Annotated in this window: 13 protein-coding genes and 1 riboswitch; of the genes, 7 read left to right on the top strand and 6 right to left on the bottom strand. The window is 74.6% G+C overall.

The features are described 5' to 3' along the window. The first annotated feature begins 26 nt into the window (after positions 1 to 26). From RBL05_RS12330 to RBL05_RS12345, 4 genes are all read left to right on the top strand, one after another. Complete coding sequence (locus tag RBL05_RS12330; RefSeq protein WP_318603663.1) at positions 27 to 3,092, top strand: ExeM/NucH family extracellular endonuclease; 3,066 nt, start codon at positions 27 to 29, stop codon at positions 3,090 to 3,092. After that, complete coding sequence (locus tag RBL05_RS12335; protein WP_318603664.1) at positions 3,089 to 4,465, top strand: APC family permease; 1,377 nt, start codon at positions 3,089 to 3,091, stop codon at positions 4,463 to 4,465. Before RBL05_RS12330 ends, RBL05_RS12335 begins: the two co-directional genes overlap by 4 nt. A 346-nt stretch (positions 4,466 to 4,811) precedes the next feature. Next, positions 4,812 to 5,282: an ArsR/SmtB family transcription factor gene (locus RBL05_RS12340; RefSeq protein ID WP_308739213.1), complete on the top strand. Its 471-nt coding sequence runs from the start codon at positions 4,812 to 4,814 to the stop codon at positions 5,280 to 5,282. 1 nt (position 5,283) lies between these two features. Beyond that, positions 5,284 to 5,943, top strand: coding sequence for an SRPBCC domain-containing protein (locus tag RBL05_RS12345; RefSeq protein WP_308739212.1), 660 nt, complete (start codon positions 5,284 to 5,286; stop codon positions 5,941 to 5,943). A gap of 89 nt (positions 5,944 to 6,032) precedes the next feature. Here the strand turns inward: RBL05_RS12345 and RBL05_RS12350 are convergent, their stop codons facing one another. The 6 genes from RBL05_RS12350 to RBL05_RS12375 form a co-directional block, all read right to left on the bottom strand. Further along, positions 6,033 to 6,728, bottom strand: coding sequence for a hypothetical protein (locus RBL05_RS12350; protein ID WP_308739211.1), 696 nt, complete (start codon positions 6,726 to 6,728; stop codon positions 6,033 to 6,035). A 128-nt stretch (positions 6,729 to 6,856) separates the two neighbouring features. After that, a complete protein-coding gene (locus RBL05_RS12355; protein WP_308739210.1) occupies positions 6,857 to 8,308 on the bottom strand; it encodes a dihydrolipoyl dehydrogenase family protein in 1,452 nt (483 codons plus the stop codon). Positions 8,309 to 8,350: 42 nt separating this feature from the next. Continuing rightward, positions 8,351 to 9,013 carry a thiamine phosphate synthase gene (locus tag RBL05_RS12360; RefSeq protein ID WP_308739209.1) on the bottom strand — a complete coding sequence of 221 codons (663 nt, stop codon included), beginning with the start codon at positions 9,011 to 9,013 and terminating at the stop codon, positions 8,351 to 8,353. Continuing rightward, a complete protein-coding gene (gene thiM, locus RBL05_RS12365; protein ID WP_308741175.1) occupies positions 9,010 to 9,795 on the bottom strand; it encodes a hydroxyethylthiazole kinase in 786 nt (261 codons plus the stop codon). The genes RBL05_RS12360 and thiM overlap by 4 nt, the downstream gene beginning before the upstream one ends. Further along, complete coding sequence (locus RBL05_RS12370; protein ID WP_318603665.1) at positions 9,792 to 11,135, bottom strand: MFS transporter; 1,344 nt, start codon at positions 11,133 to 11,135, stop codon at positions 9,792 to 9,794. Before RBL05_RS12370 ends, thiM begins: the two co-directional genes overlap by 4 nt. Then, the gene (locus tag RBL05_RS12375) at positions 11,132 to 12,823 is read right to left on the bottom strand and encodes a bifunctional hydroxymethylpyrimidine kinase/phosphomethylpyrimidine kinase (protein ID WP_318603666.1); all 1,692 of its coding nucleotides are present in this window, start codon (positions 12,821 to 12,823) and stop codon (positions 11,132 to 11,134) included. Before RBL05_RS12375 ends, RBL05_RS12370 begins: the two co-directional genes overlap by 4 nt. Continuing rightward, positions 12,814 to 12,906: riboswitch (TPP riboswitch) on the bottom strand. Its footprint overlaps the gene before it by 10 nt. A gap of 309 nt (positions 12,907 to 13,215) precedes the next feature. On the opposite strand from RBL05_RS12375, the gene RBL05_RS12380 reads away from it, so the two are divergent. The 3 genes from RBL05_RS12380 to RBL05_RS12390 all read left to right on the top strand — a co-directional run bounded on the left by RBL05_RS12380 (position 13,216) and on the right by RBL05_RS12390 (position 19,485). Continuing rightward, on the top strand, positions 13,216 to 15,117 hold the full coding sequence (locus RBL05_RS12380) for an HNH endonuclease signature motif containing protein (protein ID WP_308739207.1): 1,902 nt from the start codon (positions 13,216 to 13,218) through the stop codon (positions 15,115 to 15,117). A 118-nt stretch (positions 15,118 to 15,235) separates the two neighbouring features. Further along, positions 15,236 to 16,414, top strand: a complete 1,179-nt coding sequence (locus RBL05_RS12385; protein ID WP_308739206.1) for an exonuclease SbcCD subunit D — start codon at positions 15,236 to 15,238, stop codon at positions 16,412 to 16,414. Next, a complete protein-coding gene (locus tag RBL05_RS12390; protein ID WP_308739205.1) occupies positions 16,411 to 19,485 on the top strand; it encodes an AAA family ATPase in 3,075 nt (1,024 codons plus the stop codon). Before RBL05_RS12385 ends, RBL05_RS12390 begins: the two co-directional genes overlap by 4 nt. Positions 19,486 to 19,542: the final 57 nt, after the last annotated feature.

The raw sequence follows: 19,542 nt of genomic DNA on the forward strand, positions 1-19,542 counted from the left end.
CCGCCCCTCCCACCAAGGAGAACCGCATGTCACCGCGCACCATGGGCGACGCCCTCCGCCTCCGCTTCACGCGGGTCGGGGTGGCCGTCGCCGCTCTCGCCCTCGGAGCCTCCGCCCTGCCCGGCCTCACCCCCGCCGCCGACGCCGCCGTCGTCGCCCCGGGCGACCTGCAGATCAACGAGATCTACGGCGGCGGCGGCAACTCCGGCTCGACCTTCACCCACGACTTCGTCGAGCTCGTGAACACCTCCGACGAGCCGATCGACCTCGCCGGCTGGTCCCTCCAGTACGCCTCCGCGACCGGCACCTTCAACTCGTCGGGCGTGCTCGCCCTCGAGGGCACCGTCCCCGCCGGCGGCACCTTCCTGATCCAGCTCGCGAGGGGCTCCGGCGGCACCGAGGCGCTGCCCGAGCCGGACCTCACCGGCACCACCGCCGTCTCCGGCAGCCAGGGCGTCTTCGCCCTCTCGGACTCCGACGGCCGCCTGGTCTGCACCGGTGCGACCTGCGCCGATGACCCCGCCGTCGTCGACCTCGTCGGCTGGGGCGGCGCGACCACCTTCTCCGGCGCCGCGCCCGCCCCGCGCACCACGAACGCGACCTCCATTGCGCGCGTCGCCGCGACCGGAGAGAACTCCACCGACTTCGTCGCCGGCGACCCGACGCCCACCCCGTCGGGCGGCAGCACCGATCCCGAGGAGCCGGAGGAGCCCGGCGAGACGGTCGAGGCGAGCATCGCCGAGATCCAGGGCACCGGCGCGCAGAGCCCGATGGTCGGGAAGAACGTGGTCACCGAGGGCGTGGTCACCGCGGTCTACGCGACCGGCGGCCTGAACGGCTACGTCATCCAGACCGGCGGCACCGGCGGTGCGCTGGACTTCTCCACGCACACCGGCTCCACCGCCGTGTTCGTGCACTCCCCGGAGATCGCCTCCCAGGTCGCGATCGGCAACTCGGTGCGCGTGACCGGCGAGGTCTCCGAGTACTACGACTCCACCCAGATCTCCGTCGGCGCCGAGGGCCTCGAGCAGCTCGATCAGGCGCTCGAGCCCGTGGAGCCGGCGACCCTCGCCGGTGGCTTCCCCACCGAGGAGGCGCAGCGCGAGAGCATCGAGCACATGCTCTACCTGCCCGGCGCGGAGGAGTTCACCGTCACCGACGTGTACAGCACCAACCGCTTCGGCGAGGTGGGCCTCGCGATCGGCGACCAGCCGCTGCAGCAGGCCGGTGACATCATGCGCCCCGGCGCGGAGGCCACCGCCTACTACGAGAGCCGCGATGCGCTCAAGGTGCTGCTGGACGACGGCCGCACCACGAACTTCCAGAACAACTCCACCCAGCCGATCAGCTGGCTGACCACCGAGGAGCCCGTCCGGGTCGGGGCCACCCCCTCCTTCACCGAGCCCGTCGTGGTCGCCTACTCCTTCGACCAGTGGCGCCTGAACACCACCACCCCGTGGGAGTCGGCCTCGACCGACGGCGTCGACTTCGAGAACACCCGCCAGGACACGCCCGACCCCGTCGGCGGTGACCTGCAGGTCAGCACCTTCAACGTGCTGAACTACTTCACCACCCTCGGCGAGGACACCCCCGGCTGCGAGCCCTATACCGACATCGACGGCAACGGCACCACCGTGCGCGGCGGCTGCGATCTGCGCGGCGCGTGGGGCGCCGACGACCTCGAGCGCCAGCAGTCCAAGATCGTCGACGCGATCTCCGGCACCGGCGCCGACGTGGTGGGCCTGACCGAGATCGAGAACTCGGCCCGCCTCGGGGAGGAGGCCGACGAGGCCACCGCCACCCTCGTCGCCGCGCTGAACGAGAAGGACGGCGAGGGCACCTGGGCCTACGTCCCCACCGGTGAGGCCTACGCCGCGCAGGGTCTGGACGGCGGCCAGGACGTGATCACCAACGCGATCATCTTCAAGCCTGCCGAGGTGCGCCCCGAGGGGCAGATGCAGATCCTCGCCGACGACCCCGCCTTCGACAACGCCCGCGAGCCGCTCGGCCAGGTGTTCGTGCCGATCGACGGCGGCGGTGCCCAGCAGGTCGAGGGCGAGCCGTTCTTCTTCACCATCAACCACTTCAAGTCCAAGGGCTCGGCCGACGCCGAGGACTCCGGCCTCCCGGCCGACCCGGTCCAGGGCAACGCCCGCACCTCCCGCCTCCAGCAGGCCGAGGCGCTGCTGACCTGGGGAGAGCAGACCGCGGCGGAGCTCGGCGTCGAGGACGTCCTGCACGGCGGCGATTTCAACTCCTACACCCAGGAGGAGCCGCTGCAGAAGTTCTACGAGCAGGGCTTCGTCAACCTCGGCGAGACCCACGACCCGGAGGGCTGGTCCTACAGCTTCGGCGGCATGGTCGGCTCGCTCGACCACGTCATCGCCTCCCCGTCGGCCGCCGAGCGCGTCACCGGCGCGACCGACTGGCAGATCAACGGCCCCGAGTCGGTGATGGCCCAGTACGGCCGGTACAACAACAACGCGGTGAACCTCTACGAGGAGGGCGCCTTCGCGTCCTCCGACCACGACCCGATGATCGTGGGCCTGGACGCCGGGTACGAGGCGGCGCCGACGCTCCCGGACTTCACCGACGTGCGACCCACCCACGAGCACTACGACGAGATCATGTGGGCGGCCGGCAGCGGCATCGTCCCCGGTGGAGAGGACGGCACCTTCCGTCCCACCCGCGCCGCGGACCGCGTCACCCTCGCCGCGGCCCTGTACGAGCTGGCGGGCCGTCCCGAGGTGGAGGTCCCCGCGAGCTCGCCGTTCAAGGACGTGAAGGCCGATCACCCGCACTACGAGGCGATGCTGTGGGCCGAGTCCGAGGGCGTGCTCACCGTCAACAAGGGCGGCGCGTTCCGCCCGAGCGCGGCGCTGAGCCGGGGCATGGTCGCCGAGGCGCTGTACGCCGCGGCCGGCTCGCCCGCGGCAGGCTCGCCGAGCGGTGACGTGCAGGCCGACGCGATCGCGTGGCTGCAGGCCGAGGGCCTCGACGAGGGCATCGTGGACGGGGACGACCTCCGCCCGAACTCCCGCGTCGACCGCGCCGAGACCGCCGCCTGGCTGTACCGTTTGGACCGCCTGTGAGCGCGGGGGCGGTGCCCGCCGCACTCTCCCGCCGCCTCGGACTGCGCGACGCGGTGGTGATCGGCCTCGCCTCGATGATCGGGGCCGGTGCCTTCGTCTCCCTCGGCGCCGCCCAGGACCTCGCCGGATCGCTCGCCCCGGCGGCGGTGCTGGTCGCCGCCGTGGTCGCGCTGTGCAATGCGACCTCGACCGCGCAGCTCGCCGCCCAGCACCCCGCCGCGGGCGGCACCTACCACTACGGCCGCGAGCGACTCGGACCGTGGTGGGGGTTCCTCGCCGGCTGGTGCTTCGTGATCGGCAAGACCGCCTCCTGCGCCGCGATGGCGCTGGTCGTCGCCGCGTATCTCGTGCCCGAGCCGCTCCAGCGACCCGTCGCGGCGCTCCTGGTCGTGGTGCTGACGGCCGTGAACCTGGTCGGCATCACCCGCACCGCGGTGCTCGCCCGGGTGCTGGTCACGGTCGCGCTCGCCGCGCTCGTGCTGACCGGGGTGCGGCTGCTCGCCGGGGTCGTGGCGGGCGGGCCGACGGGAGGCGCGGGCGACGGGGCCGGTGCCGGGTTGTGGGAGGTGCCCGGTCCCCTCGCCGGGCAGGCCGTCGGGCTATGGGACGGCGGGCTCGCGGCCGTCGCCGGTGCGGGGGAGGGCGGCGCGCTCGGCATCGTCCTCGCCCTCGCGCAGGCCGCGGCGCTGATGTTCTTCGCCTTCGCCGGCTACGCCCGAGTGGCGACCCTCGGCGAGGAGGTCGTCGCACCGCGCCGCACCATCCCCCGCGCGATCCTGCTCGCGCTCGCCGCGGTCGGCGCGCTCTACCTGGTGCTGTCGGTGATCCTCGTGCTGGTGGGTCCGGCGCCGGGCGAGCAGGGCTGGGGCCCGGCGCCCTTCCGTGCGGCGCTGGACGCCGTCGGCGCGGGCGGGGTCTGGGTCGTGGTGGTGACCATCGGCGCGGTCGCGGCGGCCTCCGGTGCGCTCCTCGCCCTGGTCGCAGGCATCTCCCGCACCGTGCTCGCCATGGCGCGCGAGCGGGACCTGCCGCCCGTGCTCGCGCACGTCAGCGAGCGGTACTCGGTCCCGCAGCGGGCGGAGGCCGCGGCCGGCATCGCGGTGGTGCTGCTCGTGCTGCTCGCCTCCGACGTGCTGGTCGCGATCGCCGCCTCGTCCTTCGGCGTGCTGCTCTACTACGCGGTCGCGAACCTCGCCGCGCTCACCCAGACCGGGCAGTGGCGGCTGTTCCCGAAGGGGATGCAGTGGCTCGGCCTCGCCGGCTGCGTGCTGCTCGTCGCCGCGCTGCCCGGTCGCACGATCGTGGCGGGCCTGGTGCTCGTCGCCGTCGGCCTCGCCTACCGCGGCCTCGTGCTCGCCGCGCGACGCCGCTGACCGGCGCTGCCGCCGCGCCGCACCGCGCCGCACCGTGCTGCCCTGCCCGCCGCTCCGCCTCCCGGCGGCCCGGAAGCACCGAGTTGTTCGACGTCCGGTACCACTTTTCTGGTACCGGAGGTCGAACAACTGCTCGACCTCCCTCGGGCCGCCGAGTTCGTCGACGCGCGGTACCACTTTTCTGGTACTGGAGGTCGAACAACTGGCCGGGTGTGGCCTGCAAGGCGGCGGGCATCGCGGAGCAGGGCGGGCAGAGCGGAACAGGGCCGGGCCGGGTCGGGCCGCCGCCGGCCTCCTTGTCGCATAAGAGTTGACTTATATGACCGCGACGGTGGAGCATGGGCGCATGCACGCGCTCGACGTCCTCGGCGACCCGGTGCGGCGGCGGATCCTCGAGCTCCTCGCCGACGACGGGGAGCTCGGCGCGGGCGAGATCGGCGAGATCGTGCAGCAGGAGTTCGGGATCAGCCAGCCGGCCGTCTCCCAGCACCTGCGCGTCCTGCGCGAGCACGGCTTCGCCACCGTTCGGCCGGAGGGCCGACGCCGCCTCTACGCCCTCGACCCCCGCGGCCCGCGCGAGGCGAGGGAGTGGCTGACCCCGTTCGAGCGGTTCTGGCTGCCGAAGCTCGACGCTCTCGGCACCGAGCTCGCCCGAGGCAAGCGTGGGCGTCGCCTCGCCGCCGAGCGCGCTGAGACCTCCGGCCCCGCCGCCGACTCCACCGACACTGCGACGACGGGCACCCCGCCCGCCCACACCGACCCTGCGACGGGCACCCCGCCCGCCGCGACGACCCCCACCACCGAGAAGGAGACCTGACATGGTCGACGTCCCCGCCCAGCTGCAGTCAGTCACCCGCGCCTATCGCACCGAGGAGCGCGACGGCGAGCAGATGCACGTCCAGTCCCTCGAGCAGACCTACCCCGCCGCCCTCGCCGACGTGTGGGAGGCCGTCACCTCGGCCGAGCGCATCCAGCGCTGGTTCCTGCCGGTCAGCGGCGACCTCCGCCTCGGCGGCCGCTACCAGTTCGAGGGCAACGCGGGCGGCGAGATCACCGTCTGCGAGCCGCCGTCGGACGGTGCCGCCGAGTTCTCCGCGACCTGGGAGGCCATGGGCTCCGTGTCGTGGCTGACTGTGCGCCTGGCCGAGGTCGACGGCGAGCGCACCAGCTTCGAGCTCGAGCACAGCAGCCGCGTCGCCGACGTCCCCGCCGAGATGTGGGAGACCTTCGGCCCGGGCGCGACCGGGGTCGGCTGGGACGGCGGCCTGCTGGGTCTCTCGCTCCACCTCGGCGGTGTGGAGGGCTCGCTCTCCCCGGCCGAGGCGGAGGCCTGGGCGGGCACCGACGAGGGCCGCTCCTTCTACCGCGGCGCCGCCGATGGCTGGGCCGTCGCGCACGCTGCTTCCGGCGCGGATCCCGCCGTCGCCCAGCAGCGGGCCGACGCGACCTACGGCTTCTACACCGGCACCGAGGCCTGATCCGCGGAGCCCTGCTCAGACCGCCCGGGCGATCACCACGAACTCCCTGCCCGGGCGGTCCGGCGCGTCCCGGCAGCGTTCCGCAGCGGTCACACGAACGAGGTCCAGGTGGTCTCGGCGTCGATCAGCCAGTGGTTGCGCAGGGTGAGCGCGCGCTCGACCGCGGCCAGCACACCGGCGACGGTGACCGTGACGTTCAGCCAGGCGGGCAGCTGGATCGGCGAGGTGAAGGTCCCGACCCGCTCGGCGACCGGCGGGATGCTCGTGATCAACTCCGCGGCCTGCGGCACCATCAGCACCAGCCCGATCAGCAGCACCACGATCGCCATCGCGCCGAGCATGCGGCTCGCGCCCGGGTGGCGCCGGCCGAAGCGGGCGCGCAGTCCCTCGAGCGAGCGGGGGTGCGGGCGCAGGGTCCTGGCCGGGCCGTCGTCCGAGGGGACGAGGTGCATCCGGGAGAGGCCGTAGCTGCCGATCGCGACCTCGACCGTCCCTCCCGGCACCTCGAAGGCGACCGGCGAGTTCGCGATGTGGAGCTGTCGGCCGTCGCGGTAGATCGCGATCGGCGCGTGCCGCGCGCCCTCGGCGATCTTCCCGCCCTCGAGCTCGGTGGCCAGATAGCGCACGTCCACGATGTACGACGCCTCGCGGCCTGCCCTGTCATCGGGGTCCAGGGCGAACTGGGTGCGGGTGAGCGTCTGCCACCAGCGCAGATCCTTCAGCGCGCTGCCGTCGCCGGGCTTGGCGCGACCGAGCTGTCGCTGTCGGCGCAGTCGCTGGAACATGGTCCTCCCGGGGCCGTGGGGCGTCGATGGCCTCCATCCCATCGGACTCGGCGCACCGGACGCCAGTGCGATCTGTCATCTCCTCCGAAGGGAGGAGCTGCGCCGACGGGGAAGGGAGAGGATTCGGCTCAGCCGGCGCGCATCTCCCGCGGCAGCTCCTCGAGCAGCCGCAGCCACAGCTCCGAGGCGGCCGGGTAGCTCGGCACCGCATGGCGCAGCACGTGCACCGGCACCGCGCCGACGATCGCGATCGTCGCGGCGTGCAACAGCTCGGAGGCCTCGGGGCCGACGAACGTGGCACCCACCAGGGTGCGGGTCTCCAGGTCGACGACGATCTGCGCGGTGCCGGTGACGTCGTCGCGCAGCAGCGCGGAGCCGGCCGCCCCGCCGAAGGGCACCTGCGCGGTCGCCACCCGGTGTCCGGCCTTGCGGGCCTCCGCCTCGGTGAGGCCGACGGCCGCGACCTGCGGATCCGTGAACACGACCTGCGGCACCGGCACCTGGTCAGGCACCGGCTCCGCCGCCTCCCCGGTCGCGGCGGCGAGGATCCGCTGCCCGATCACGCGGGCGCGGTACTTCCCCCAGTGGGTCAGCTGCGCCTCCCCGCTCGCATCGCCCACCGCGTGCAGCCAGTCCGGCAGCGTCCCGTCGCCGGTGACGTCCTCGGGGAACAGACCGACGGTCTCGAGGCCCACGTTGTCCAGCCGCGGATGGCGCCCGGTCGCGACGAGGACCTCGTCGGCCTCGAGGGTGTCGCGACGGCCGTCGGACTCGACCTCGAGCCTCACCCGCCCGCCGTGCACACGTCCCAGCCCCGTCTCCCGGGCGTCCTCGCGCGATCCGGAGAGCACGGAGGCCCCCAGACGCACGTCGACGCCGAGGCCCCGCAGCGCCTCGAGCACGTGCTCGCCGGCGAACGGCTCCAGTCCTCGCAGCAGCGCGTCCCCGCGCGCCAGCATCGTGACCCGGGTGCCGAGCGCGGCCATCCAGGTCGCGGCCTCGACCGCGACCACGCCGCCGCCGACGACCACCAGCTCGTCCGGCACCTCCACCACGCCCGTCGCATCGCGCGAGGTCCACGGCGCGAGGTCCCGCAGCTCCGCGGGGACCCTGGGCACGGATCCGGTGGCCAGGACGACGGCGCGCTCGGCGACGAGGCGCTGCGGAGCGCGCCCGTCGGCCCCGACGACCTCGACCTCGCGCTCGCCCACGAGTCGGCCGTGCCCGCGCACCACGTGCAGCCCCGCGCCCTCGGCCCAGGAGACCTGGCCCTCGTCGGAGTAGTGGGAGACCCAGGTATCGCGCCGGGCCAGCAGCGCCTCGGCGTCGACCTCGGGGGTGGTGATGCCCGGCAGGTGCGCGGCGGCGTCGGCGACGGCGAGGGGGCGCAGCAGCGCCTTCGAGGGCATGCAGGCGTAGTAGGAGCACTCGCCGCCCAGCAGCTCGCCCTCGACGATCGCTGCAGTGAGGTCGGTGCCCTCGGTCGCGTACTGGGCGACGTTCTCGCCGACCGCCCCGCCGCCGAGAACGATCACGTCGAAGGAGGTCGCAGCATCGGGGGCGGGAGCATCAGCAGTCATGGTCCGACGCTACGCCGGAGCCCGGGCGTTGTCACGGCCTCGTCAGCGCCGGGTCCGGCCGCCCATCCCGTCGAGCACCTCGCGCACCGCCGCGGCGGGGTCGGGGGAGTCCATCACCGCGCGCACCAGCGCGAGCCCGGCGACGCCCGTTCGGGACAGCGCCGGGGCGTCGGCCGGGGTGACGTCCCCGATCGCGACGATCGGCAGCATCGTCGCGCGCACCAGCGCCGGATAGCCGTCCACCCCCAGCGGCTCCCGGCCGGAGTCCTTCGTGGGGGTGCGGCGGAACGGCCCGGCGCCGAGATAGTCGAGGTCGAAGGCGACGTCGGCCGAGTCGCGGACCAGGTCGAGCGTGCCCGTGGTCAGCCCGATGACCGCGTCGTGGCCGAGCAGGGCGCGGGCGTCGGGGACGGGCAGGTCGTCCTGGCCGAGGTGCACCCCGTGCACGTGCGCCCCGCGGGCCCGGGCCGCCGCGGCGACGTCGGCCCGATCGTCGACCAGCACCCGCGTCGTGGGATTCGCCGTGCGAACGGCCTCGGCGACGGCGAGGACGAGCTCGAGCAGCTCCCGCGTGCTCGCCTCCTTCGCCCGCACCTGCACGACCCCGGCCCCGGCCGCCGCGACCTCGGCGGCGACCTCGACGGTGCGCGGGCCCGTACCGGAGGTGACGAGATAGCAGCGCAGGTCGAGGGGGCGGGCGTTCACGGGAGGTCTCCGATCTCGTCGAGGGCGTCGAGCAGGTGCATGCGGAAGCTGCCGGGTCCGGTCGCGCGCGACGCGGCGCGCTCCCCGGCCAGAGCCATCCAGGTGGTCGCGGCGAGCGCGGCCTCGAAGGGATCCTCCCAGACGGCGGTGCAGGCGGCGGTCAGCGCACCCAGCAGGCAGCCCGTCCCGGTCACGCGCGGCAGCAGCGCGGAGCCGCGGGCGAGCCGGGCCTCGCGGCTCGCATCCAGCACCAGATCCACTGCGCCGGAGACGGCGACGGCCCCGCCGGTGCGGCGGGCGACCTCGGCGGCGGCGCCGGAGGCGGACTCCGCGGCGGCGGTCGAGTCCGCGCCCCGCCCGCCTCCCGCTTCGCCCACCAGGGACAGGACTTCGGAGGCGTTGCCCCGCACCGCCGTCGGCCGCTGCTCGATCAGCCGCCGCGCGAGCGGGGTGCGGACCGGGGCGATCCCGATAGCCGTCGGGTCCAGCACCCACGGCCGGCCGTCCTCCCGCGCGACCGCGACGGTGGCGGGGATGCCGTCCATCGCGTCGGTCGAGAGGGTGCCGAGGTTGATCAGCAGCGCGTCCGCGACGGTCGAGACGACGGGCGCCTCGACGACGGTCTCGGTCATCATCGGCCGCGCCCCGGCGGCGAGCAGCCCGTCGGCCACCAGCTGCATCGAAACGGTCGCGGTGAGGCAGTGGACCAGCGGCGCCGCCTCCCGCACCGCCGCCAGGACGGGCAGGGCGCGGGCGAGATCCCGGTCATCGGCGGGGCTCATCGCGTGCTCCGCTCGGCGACCGTGTCGAGGTCCGCGTCGATCTCGCGCGGGGAGAGCCGCGGGCCGAGCAGCGCCCCGACCACCACGAGCAGCCCGCCGAGCGCGACCATCCCCATCACCGTCGTGTGCCGGCCGAGCAGCGGCTCGAGCGCCGGCACGTAGAACGGGTACAGCGCCGGCAGCACGAGGGAGAGGCTGTAGGCGGAGCCGTAGCCGGTCGAGCGGATCGCGGTGGGGAACCGCTCGGAGAGATAGGAGGCGATCGGACCGTAGGCGGAGACCGTCGCGACCTGCAGCAGCGCGGCGAGCAGCGCCGCGACGGCGAGGGTCGGCGCGGTGACCGCCGCCCACCACAGCACCGGGCCGACGAGCCCCGCGACGGCGCCCCACACCACGAACAGGAGGCGCCTCCCGACCAGGCTCGAGAGGTGCCCCGCGAGCACCATCACGAGGGCCTGCGCGATCGAGGCCGCGCCCATCACCAGCGGCACCGCCTCCGGGGCGATCGGCGAGTCGGTGGACAGCCGGGCCGTCAGCAGCAGCACGGTCGAGTCGGTGAGCAGCCACAGCCCCGTCATCAGCACGAACGCCGCCCAGAACGCGGACGCCCACCGTCCGGTGAGCAGGCTGCGGAGGCCCGGTCGCGGGGCCGACGGGGCGGCCGACGCCGGTGCTCGCCGGGCCTGCGGCGCATCGACCACGTGCCGCCGGTAGTAGAGCATCATCGAGATCGACAGCGCCGCGCCCGCGACGAACAGCGCCCGCCAGCCCCAGACCGCGTACTGCTCCGGTCCCAGCATCGCCAGCAGCGCCGCGACGGCGAAGGCGATCGTGGCCTGCGCCCACGGCGCCATCGAGAGGATCAGCCCGCTCATCAGTCCGCGCCGCCCCGGCCGCGACCACTCCATCGCCAGCGGGATCGCGGCCGAGTACTCGCCGGCCACGAAGATCCCGCCGAGGAAGCGCAGCGCCAGGATCAGCGCGACCGTGCCCGGGCCGAGCACCTGGTGGGTGGGGACGAGGGCGATCGCGAGCGCGCACGCCGCGGTGCCCGCGATCGCAAGACGGGTGGTGCGGGTGCGCCCCATGCGGTCCGCGATCCGCCCGAACACCACCCCGCCGACAGGCCGGCCCAGCAGCATCGCGACGATGATCAGCGCCGCCGCCGACGCGGTCGCCGACGGGCCCGCGATCACGAGCATCGCCGGGGCCAGCGCCGTGACCGGCAGGAACACATGGATGTTGTCGATGAAGTTTCCGACCACGCCGGCGCGCAGCGCGGCCCGGCCCTCGGGCGGCAGGGCGCGGGTGCCGGTCGCGGGGATCGAGGCGGCGGTCATCGGGTCGCCCCCGCGAGGGCCGGAGCCGGGGAGAAGGCGGCGGCGTCCACACGTCGTGCCTGTTCGAAGAACTCCAGCTCGTGGCGGCAGGCGAGGAGGAAGGCGCGGGCCGCCTCGGCCCGCACCTCCGGGTCGGCGCCCTCGAGCTCGCGCTCGACGACGCCGAGCGCCCCGCGCACCCCCTCCACGAAGGTGGGGTCGCGGTAGGTCAGGAGCCACCCCGCGTAGGGGTGCTCGTCCGGGACCTCGGGCAGGCTCGCCCCGACCTGCGCGTACAGCCAGAAGCAGGGCAGCGCCGCGGCCGCCCCGACGGCCGTCGGGTCGCCGAGCGCCCGGGCGAGCAGGAAGTCGGTGTACGCGCTGGTCACCGGGCTGACGGCCACCTCCGCCGCGTCGGGGCGGGCCGCGAGCCAGGCGCGGTGCAGCTCGAGCTCGGTGTCCACACAGTGCCGGGAGGAGTCCGACCAGAACTCCCGCGCGGCAGGGGCTTCCGAGATCTCGGCCAGGGTCGCGAGGGCGCGGGAGTAGCGCTGCAGGTAGTGGGCGTCCTGGGCGAGGTAGAACGAGAACTGCCCCTCGGGCAGGCTCCCGTCCACGAGCGCCGCCACGAAGCCGGAGTCCTCGATCGCGCCGGCGAGCGGCGCCCCGGCCGCCCACAGCGCCTCGGTCCATGGGCCGACGGGCGGGACGGAGGCGGCGGGGCCGTCGGCCGTGACCAGGGCGGCGAGCTGCGACGGTTGCTCCCACCGCTCCGGCACCGCGCCCGCTGCCACCCACGGCGCGGCCGATCCCGCCGCCGCGAGGCGCCGTGCCCGGTGCGCATGGTCGACGGGACCGTTCCCGCTCCCTACCTGCAGTGCCGCGCCGTGCGCGATCGCCTCGTGCAGCCAGTCGGTGACCCAGGCGAGCGCCGTGGCCGGGTCCTCGCCGGCGCCGAGGCGGGTCGCGAGCGCCGCCGCGAGGGAGCAGCCGGTGCCGTGCGTGCTCGTCGTGTCCACCCGCGTGGAGTGCACCCGGTGGCGGGTCCCGTCGGCCCCGATCCAGGTGTTGGTGACCGCACGGCTGTCGAGGTGTCCGGTCTTCACCACGACCGCGACGCCGGTCGCCTCCGACCAGCGGGCGGCTTGGGCGAGGGCCTCGTCCTCGGCGTGCGCGCGGGGCTCGCCGGTGAGGACGGCGAGCTCGTCGATGTTCGGGGTGACCACGGTGGCGAGGGAGCAGAAGCGGATCATCGCCTGCTCCGCCTCGGGCTCCAGCAGCCTGTCGCCGCTGGTCGCGACCATCACCGGGTCGACCACGAGCACTCGCGGCGGATGGGCGGAGAGCCAGGTATGGACGGCCTCGATGATCTCGGCGGTGCCGAGCATGCCGGTCTTGACCGCCTCGAGCTCGACGTCGTCGGAGACCGCGCGGAGCTGCTCGGCGAGGAACTCCGCAGGAGGGACGTGGATGTCGCTCACTCCGTGGGTGTTCTGCGCGACGACCACGGTCACCGCCGCCATGCCGAAGCCGCCCGCGGCGGCGATCGACTTGAGGTCCGCCGCGGTGCCGGCGCCTCCCGTCGGGTCCGTGCCCGCGATCGAGAGCACGCGCGGGGCCGACGGTGCGGGGCGGTCGGGTGCGAGTCGACCCGGCGCGGCGACGCGGGGGAGGGCAGCGGGAAAGAGGGTGCAAGGATCCGAGCTCATGCGGACATCCCTTCGCTAGTACGAACTAGATCAGGTTCCACGGGTGTGATCTCAGCGCCTCGGGCGCACCCCGTGTCCAGTGGCCGAGTCTAGGCCAAACGGTGGGGGAGGGCCGGGACGTCCGGAGCCGATGCCCCTCTACCGCAGGGGTCCGACAGACGATGCGAACCCCTCGAGAACCGGTGGATGACATTGTGGAAAAGGGGGTTCTGTGGAGGGAAGGTGTGGATGGAGGGGCGTATAGCGGTCGAGATGCGCCACTCGATCAGAAAGTTATCCACATATTCCTCCCGGACCTTTCCTCCATCCGTGTCGGTCACTACTGTGAAGGGGTCGGGTCGAAAGGGGCGGTGCACCGATGCGTCGCCGACGCGGAGGGGAAGGAGGGGCCGATGAGCATTACGCAGCCGGAGCATCCGTCGGGCGATGAGATCGCCGACGACGCACGCGACGCGGTGCGTTCCGAGCGGTCGGATGCCGCCGCACCAGATACCTCCGCACTGGAGGTCGCCCTGCCCTCGGTTCTCGCCTCGTCGTCGGCGGTGACGGCATCGCCGTCGGCCCCTGCCACCACCTCCCCGGACCCCGCCGACGATGCCCTGATCGCGGCGCTTCCTGCACGTTTCCGCCGGGTCGGCGCACGCCAGGCTCGTACTCGTGACGCGCTGCCCGATCTCGGCGGCTGCGCCGACGACCCCGCCCTGAGCGAGGCCGCGCAGCGCGTGTGGGGTGCGGAGCGCGCCACTGCCCTCGCGCTCGCTGCGCAGTACCGCGCTCTCGCCGCCCTGCACGAGTTCGAGGGCGAGTACGAGGATGCCTGCGAGCTCGACGAGGTCGAGACGCTCTGCGCCGCACTCGGCCTCCGGGTCACTCGCAGTGCCGCGAGCTGGCGACTGCGCGACGCGTACCAGGCCGTGAACCATTTCCCGCGCACCCTCGAGAACCTCGAATCCGGAAGCATGCCGTCGGCCTGGTTCCAGAAGATGCTGAAGACCTCGCAGAAGCTCTCCGAATCCTCCAGGAGGCATCTCGATGCCGTGATCTCGACATGGTCCACGGATATCAGCCCGGAACGATTCTTCACGCTCCTGCGCGCCCTCATCGAGCATCTCGCCGAGCGCGAGAGCCGTCCCGATCCCGTCGCCGCGCTCGAGCGCACCGTCGAGCTGCTTCCCGGCGCGGAGGCCGGCACCGGGACCCTGAGGATCACGGGCCCGATCCCCGAGATCCTCGCCCGGTGGAAGTCGATCGACGAGTCCGCCCGCGCCGTCCAGGCGGCGCAGCGTGCGGCGCTCCGCGACGGCACCCCGATCCCGCACGACCCCGACGGCGTCGTCCTCGGGACCGGCAGGGCCCTTCCGCTCACCCGGCTGCGCTACGCCCTGATCGACACCGCCGACCTCGACGTCGACGGGGTCGCCGTCCCCGCCGAGCGGTTCCGCCTCAACGTCACCGTGCCCGTGCTGACCCTGCTCGGCGCCTCCGACCAGGCCGGCATGCTCGACGGCGTCACCCCGCTGCCGCCCTCGATGGCGCGTTCCCTCGCCGGCAGCTGCACCGTCTGGCACCGCGTCCTCACCAGCGCGAGCAGCGGCGCCTTCCTCCCGCTCCCGGCCGACCGCGTCACCCCCACCCCCGCGATGCTCGAGCACCTCCGGCTCCGCAACGGGCAGTGCGCCGTCCCCGGGTGCACGCGCCCCACCTCCTGGGCCTCCGAGTGCGACCACATCGAGGAGTGCCTGCGCGGCACCCCGGGCGAGGGCGGCGCCACCGAGGTCGAGAACCTGCACCTCCTGTGCTGGCAGCACCACCTCGACAAGACGAACGGCCTGCTGGACCCCACTCGGCTCCCCACGCAGGCAGGAAAGCCCGGCCGCACGCGCTGGACGATCGGCCGCCACGGCGACGCCGTCACCGTCCTCGACGACCTCGACCACGCCAGCCTCGAGATGGTCGAGCTGCTCACCGCCGCCTGGACCGGATTCCTGCGCGGCGCCCACGCCGGCAGCCCCGCGACCAGCCCGAACAGCCCACCGGAGACCCCCGGCGAACCGCGAATGCACCCCGCATCGCTGGTCGAGGAGCCGACACTGCGGACCCAGGTGCCGCCCGGACCACCGCCGACGGCAGGTCCGCCAGCTCCCCGGGACCAGCAGCCCGGCGCGGAGGCACGGGCTCACGCGGATCCACCACCACACCCTGCTCCGCGCCCCGACACTGCTCCGCCGCCCCGCACCGCACCCCCGGATCCTCCGCCGGAGGGGTGGGGCGACTACGGGCCGCCGCCCTTCTGATCGCGCACGGACCCCGCTCCGCCCGCGAGCCCCAGTCCGCGGGCGCCCCGCTGTCCGCCAGGCGCACCCGCGCGCGCCCGTCCCTCGTCCGTCGCACCCCACCCCTAGGCTCGATGACATGAAGATCCTGCACACCTCGGACTGGCACCTTGGCCGCACCCTGCACAAGGTCGACCTGCACGAGCACCAGGCCGCCTTCCTCGACTGGCTCGTCGACCTCGTCGAGGCCGAGGGGGTGGACGTGGTCGTGATCCCCGGCGACGTCTACGACCGTGCCGTGCCCGCGGTGAGCAGCGTGACCCTGCTGGACCGAGCCCTCGCCCGCCTCGCCGACACCGGCGCGACCGTGGTGCTGACCAGCGGGAACCACGACTCCCCGGAGCGGCTCGGCTTCGGCCGCTCCCTGATGCGCGCCGGCATCCACCTGCTCACCGACCTGCCCGGGATCGAGCATCCCGTCTCCGTCGAGGACGAGCACGGCGAGGTGCTGTTCTTCGGCCTGCCCTATCTCGAGCCGGACCGCGCCCGCACCGAGCTCGCCCGCGAGGGCGAGGAGCCGCTGCCCCGCAGCCACGAGGCCGTCACCCGCGCCGCCCTCGACCAGGTGCGCGAGCGCGCCGCGGCCCGGCCCGGTGCCCGCACCGTCGTGCTCGCCCACACCTTCGTCACCGGCGGCGAGGCCAGCGATTCCGAGCGTGACCTCTCCGTCGGCGGCGTCGACTCCGTCCCCGCCGGAGTGCTCGGCGGCATCGACTACCTCGCCCTCGGCCACCTCCACGGCTGCCAGGACCTCACCCGCAGCGTCGGCGCCCCCGCCTGGTACTCCGGCTCCCCGCTCGCCTTCTCCTTCTCCGAGCGCAGCCACCGCAAGTCCGTCCTCCTCGTCGAGCTCGGCGCCCCCGGGGCCGACGGGGAGCGGGCCGAGGTCGCCGTGCGCCGCCTCGAGACCCCCGTCCCACGCCGTCTCACCGAGCTGCGCGGCACCCTGGAGGAGATCCTCGCCCATCGGGACGAGCACGCCGGGGACTGGCTGAAGGCCGTCGTCACCGACCCCGCCCGCCCCGCCCACCTGCAGGAGCGGCTCCGCGAGGCCTACCCCCACCTGCTCCTGACCGAGTACGCCCCGGAGGGCCGCGCCGCGAGCGCCGGCACCCCGGTGGTGCGCCGGGAGCAGAACCCACTGGAGGTGATGGACGAGTTCCTCGCCCACGTCACCGGCGGAGACCCCACCGAGGCGGAGCACGACGTGCTCGAGCGCGCCTACTCCGCCGTCCGCCGCCAGCAGGAGGCCTCGTGAAGCTCCACCACCTCCGCATGACCGGGATCGGCCCCTTCGCCGGCACCGTCGAGATCGACTTCGCCGCCCTCGGCGCCTCCGGCACCTTCCTGCTCGAGGGGCCGACGGGCTCCGGCAAGTCCACGATCCTCGACGCGATCGTCTACGCCCTCTACGGGCAGGTCGCCGGCTCCGCCACCAGCGCCGACCGGATCCGCTCCCAGTTCGCCGCGCCGACGGAGCCGAGCATCGTCGACCTCGTCTTCGAGACCCCCTCCGGACTGCACCGCGTGCGGCGCTCCCCGGAGTTCCAGCGCCCCAAGCTGCGCGGCACCGGCACCACGAAGGAGCAGGCCAAGGCCCTGATGTGGCGGATCGGGTCTCCGCAGGCCCTGCCCGCCGCGATCGCCGACACCGCCGGCGCCGGCGACGACAGCGAGGTGATCGCGAGCCGCCTCGACGAGGTGGGCCGCGAGGTGCAGCGCGCCGTCGGCCTCACCCGCGAGCAGTTCACCCAGACCGTCCTGCTGCCCCAGAACGAGTTCGCCCGCTTCCTCCGCGCCGGCACCGGGGAGCGTCAGCAGGTGCTGCAGCGCGTCTTCGGCACCGAGACCTACGCCGCCGTCGAGAAGCAGCTCGAGGAGATGCGCAAACAGGCCAAGCGCCAGGTCGACGCCGCCCAGCAGACCCTCGGCACGGCGCTGGCCCGCTTCACCGAGGCCGTCGCCCTCGAGGACGAGGAGGGCGCCGCGCTCACCGAGCACGCCGCTGCACTGCGCCTCGAGTCCCTCGCCGCCGCGGCCGATGCCCAGCTCGGGCAGGTCACCGCCCGCGCGGCCGAGACCGCCGCCGGCTCCGCCGCGGCGCAGGAGGTGGAGCAGACCGCGCGGACCGCCGCCGAGGCCGCCCGCACCGCCCGCACCCGGATCGACCGCCGCCGTGAGCTCGACCAGCTCGCGACCCGCCTCGAGACGGAGAAGCCCGAGGCCACGAAGGCGTCGGTCGCGCTCGAGCGCGACGAGACCGCCCGCCCCGTCGTCGAGGTGCTGCGGCGACGCGACACCGCCGCCCAGGCCGCCTCCGCCGCGATCGAGGCCCTCGCCGCGCGTGCCGAGGAGACGCGACCCGCGCACCCCGACCTCGTCGACCTCCTCGCGGAGCAGGCCGAGGACCCCGCCGCCGCACTCGCCGCCGCAGCCGACGAGGCGACCGGCGCCGCCGGCGAACTGAAGGATCTCGTCGATCTCGAGACCGCGCTGCCCGAGCGGGAGACGCGGCTGGTCGCCCGGCGTGAGGCGCTTACGGCCCGCGAGACGCAGCTCCAGGCCGCGAGTGACCGGCTCGAGGAGCGCCCCGCTGCCCGCAGCGCCCTCCTCGAGCAGCGCGATGCCGCCCGCACCGCCGCCTCGGGTCTCGCCGAGGCGCGGCTCGCCCTCGCCGCCGCGCAGGACGTGCTGAAGGCCGCGACCGCCGCGGATGCCCAGGTCAAAGCGGTCGCGAAGGCCAAGGAGACGGCCGAGCGCTCCCTGCGCACCGCCCGCACCCGCGCCGAGGAGGAGGCCGCGCTGCGTCGGCGCCGCTTCGCCGGGATCGCCGCCGAGCTCGCCGCCGATCTCGAGGACGAGGCCGCCTGCCCCGTCTGCGGCTCCCACGAGCACCCCCACCCCGCGGACCCCTCCGAGGACGCCGTCAGCCCCGAGCAGGTCGAGGCCGCCGAGGCCGCCCGCCGCGCCGCCGAGCAGGCGCAGGCCGCCGACGCACAGGCCCTCGCCCTCGCCGAGCGGGAGCTCGCCGCGCTGCGCGAGGGCGCCGGGGAGCACACCCCCGACACCGCCCACGCCGAGGTCGGGACCCGCGCCTCCGCCGTCACCGCCGCGACCACCGCCGCCGCCCGCGCCGACGAGCTCGAGACGCAGCTGAACGCCTTCGACGCCGAGACCGAGAAGGCCACCCGCGCCAAGGAGGCGCTCGCCCTCGACGTCGCCCGCGAGCGCACCGGCATCGACGAGACCGGCCGCACGCTCGCCGCCGACCGCACCCGGATCGACGAGGCCCGCGGCGAGGACGGCTCCATCGCCGAGCGCCGCCGCGGCCACACCGCCCGCGCCCGCGCCGCGACCGCGCTCCGCGAGGCGCTGCGCAGCCGCGTCCAGGCCGAGAGCTCCGCCGCCGAGCTCGCCGCCGAGGCCGACCGCGCCCTCGCCGCCAGCGGCCTCGCCACCGCCGAGACCGCCCGCGCCGCGGTTCTGCCCGCCCCGGAGCGCACCCGGCTGCAGAAGCAGGTCCAGACCCGCGCCGTCGACGAGACCCGCCTCGCCGACGGTCTCGCCGAGGACGGCATCGCGGACACCGTCGCCACCGACGAGGCCCGTGAGCAGGCCGAGGCGGCGCTGCTCGCCGCGGGGGAGCACCTCACCGCCGCGCAGGCCGCCGCCCGGGAGGCCGCTGGACTCGCCGCCCGCAGCGCCGGCGTGGCCCAGCGCGCCGGCTCTGCGCGCGAGGCCCTCGCCGCCGCCTCCGAGCAGGTCCGTGCCGTCGGCGAGGACGCCGGGGTCGTGGTGCGCGTCGCCGACCTCGCCACCGGCCGCTCCGCCGACGGCGAGCGGGTGCAGCTGTCGACCTACGTGCTCATGTGGCGGCTGGACGCCGTGATCGACGCGGCCAACGCCCGCCTCGCGCTCTTCTCCGGCTCCGAGCTCGAGCTGCAGCGCGACCGCGGCGCCCGCGGCGCGCGGAAGACCGGACTGGACCTGCTGGTCCTCGACCGCCGCACCGACCAGGTGCGCGTGCCCGAGACCCTCTCCGGCGGCGAGACCTTCTTCGTCTCCCTCGCGCTCGCGCTGGGCCTCGCCGACATCGTCATGGGGGAGGCCGGCGGGGTGCAGATGGAGACCCTCTTCATCGACGAGGGCTTCGGCTCCCTGGACCCCGAGACGCTCGAGACCGTGGTGCGGGAGATCGGGCGGCTCGCCGAGAACGGCCGCACCGTCGGGATCGTCAGCCACGTCGGCGACATGAAGTCCCAGATCGCCGAGCAGATCCACGTGCGCCGCGGCGCCGACTCCCGCTCGACCCTGACGGTCACGGCCTGAGACCACCCCGCGTGGGGCGAGGGCTCTTCAGCACCTTCTGCTGGTGGACCTGCTCTG

The organism is Brachybacterium sp. GU-2, assembly GCF_030866705.2.
GTDB classification, from domain to species: domain Bacteria; phylum Actinomycetota; class Actinomycetes; order Actinomycetales; family Dermabacteraceae; genus Brachybacterium; species Brachybacterium conglomeratum.

Bases quoted from the DNA above. Each gene is read 5' to 3' on its own strand.
- RBL05_RS12330 (WP_318603663.1), top strand. From the start codon at position 27: ATGTCACCGCGCACCATGGGCGACGCCCTCCGCCTCCGCTTCACGCGG.
- RBL05_RS12340 (WP_308739213.1), top strand. From the start codon at position 4,812: ATGCACGCGCTCGACGTCCTCGGCGACCCGGTGCGGCGGCGGATCCTC.
- RBL05_RS12345 (WP_308739212.1), top strand. From the start codon at position 5,284: ATGGTCGACGTCCCCGCCCAGCTGCAGTCAGTCACCCGCGCCTATCGC.
- RBL05_RS12350 (WP_308739211.1), bottom strand. From the start codon at position 6,728: ATGTTCCAGCGACTGCGCCGACAGCGACAGCTCGGTCGCGCCAAGCCC.
- RBL05_RS12355 (WP_308739210.1), bottom strand. From the start codon at position 8,308: ATGACTGCTGATGCTCCCGCCCCCGATGCTGCGACCTCCTTCGACGTG.
- thiM (WP_308741175.1), bottom strand. From the start codon at position 9,795: ATGAGCCCCGCCGATGACCGGGATCTCGCCCGCGCCCTGCCCGTCCTG.
- RBL05_RS12370 (WP_318603665.1), bottom strand. From the start codon at position 11,135: ATGACCGCCGCCTCGATCCCCGCGACCGGCACCCGCGCCCTGCCGCCC.
- RBL05_RS12375 (WP_318603666.1), bottom strand. From the start codon at position 12,823: ATGAGCTCGGATCCTTGCACCCTCTTTCCCGCTGCCCTCCCCCGCGTC.
- RBL05_RS12380 (WP_308739207.1), top strand. From the start codon at position 13,216: ATGAGCATTACGCAGCCGGAGCATCCGTCGGGCGATGAGATCGCCGAC.
- RBL05_RS12385 (WP_308739206.1), top strand. From the start codon at position 15,236: ATGAAGATCCTGCACACCTCGGACTGGCACCTTGGCCGCACCCTGCAC.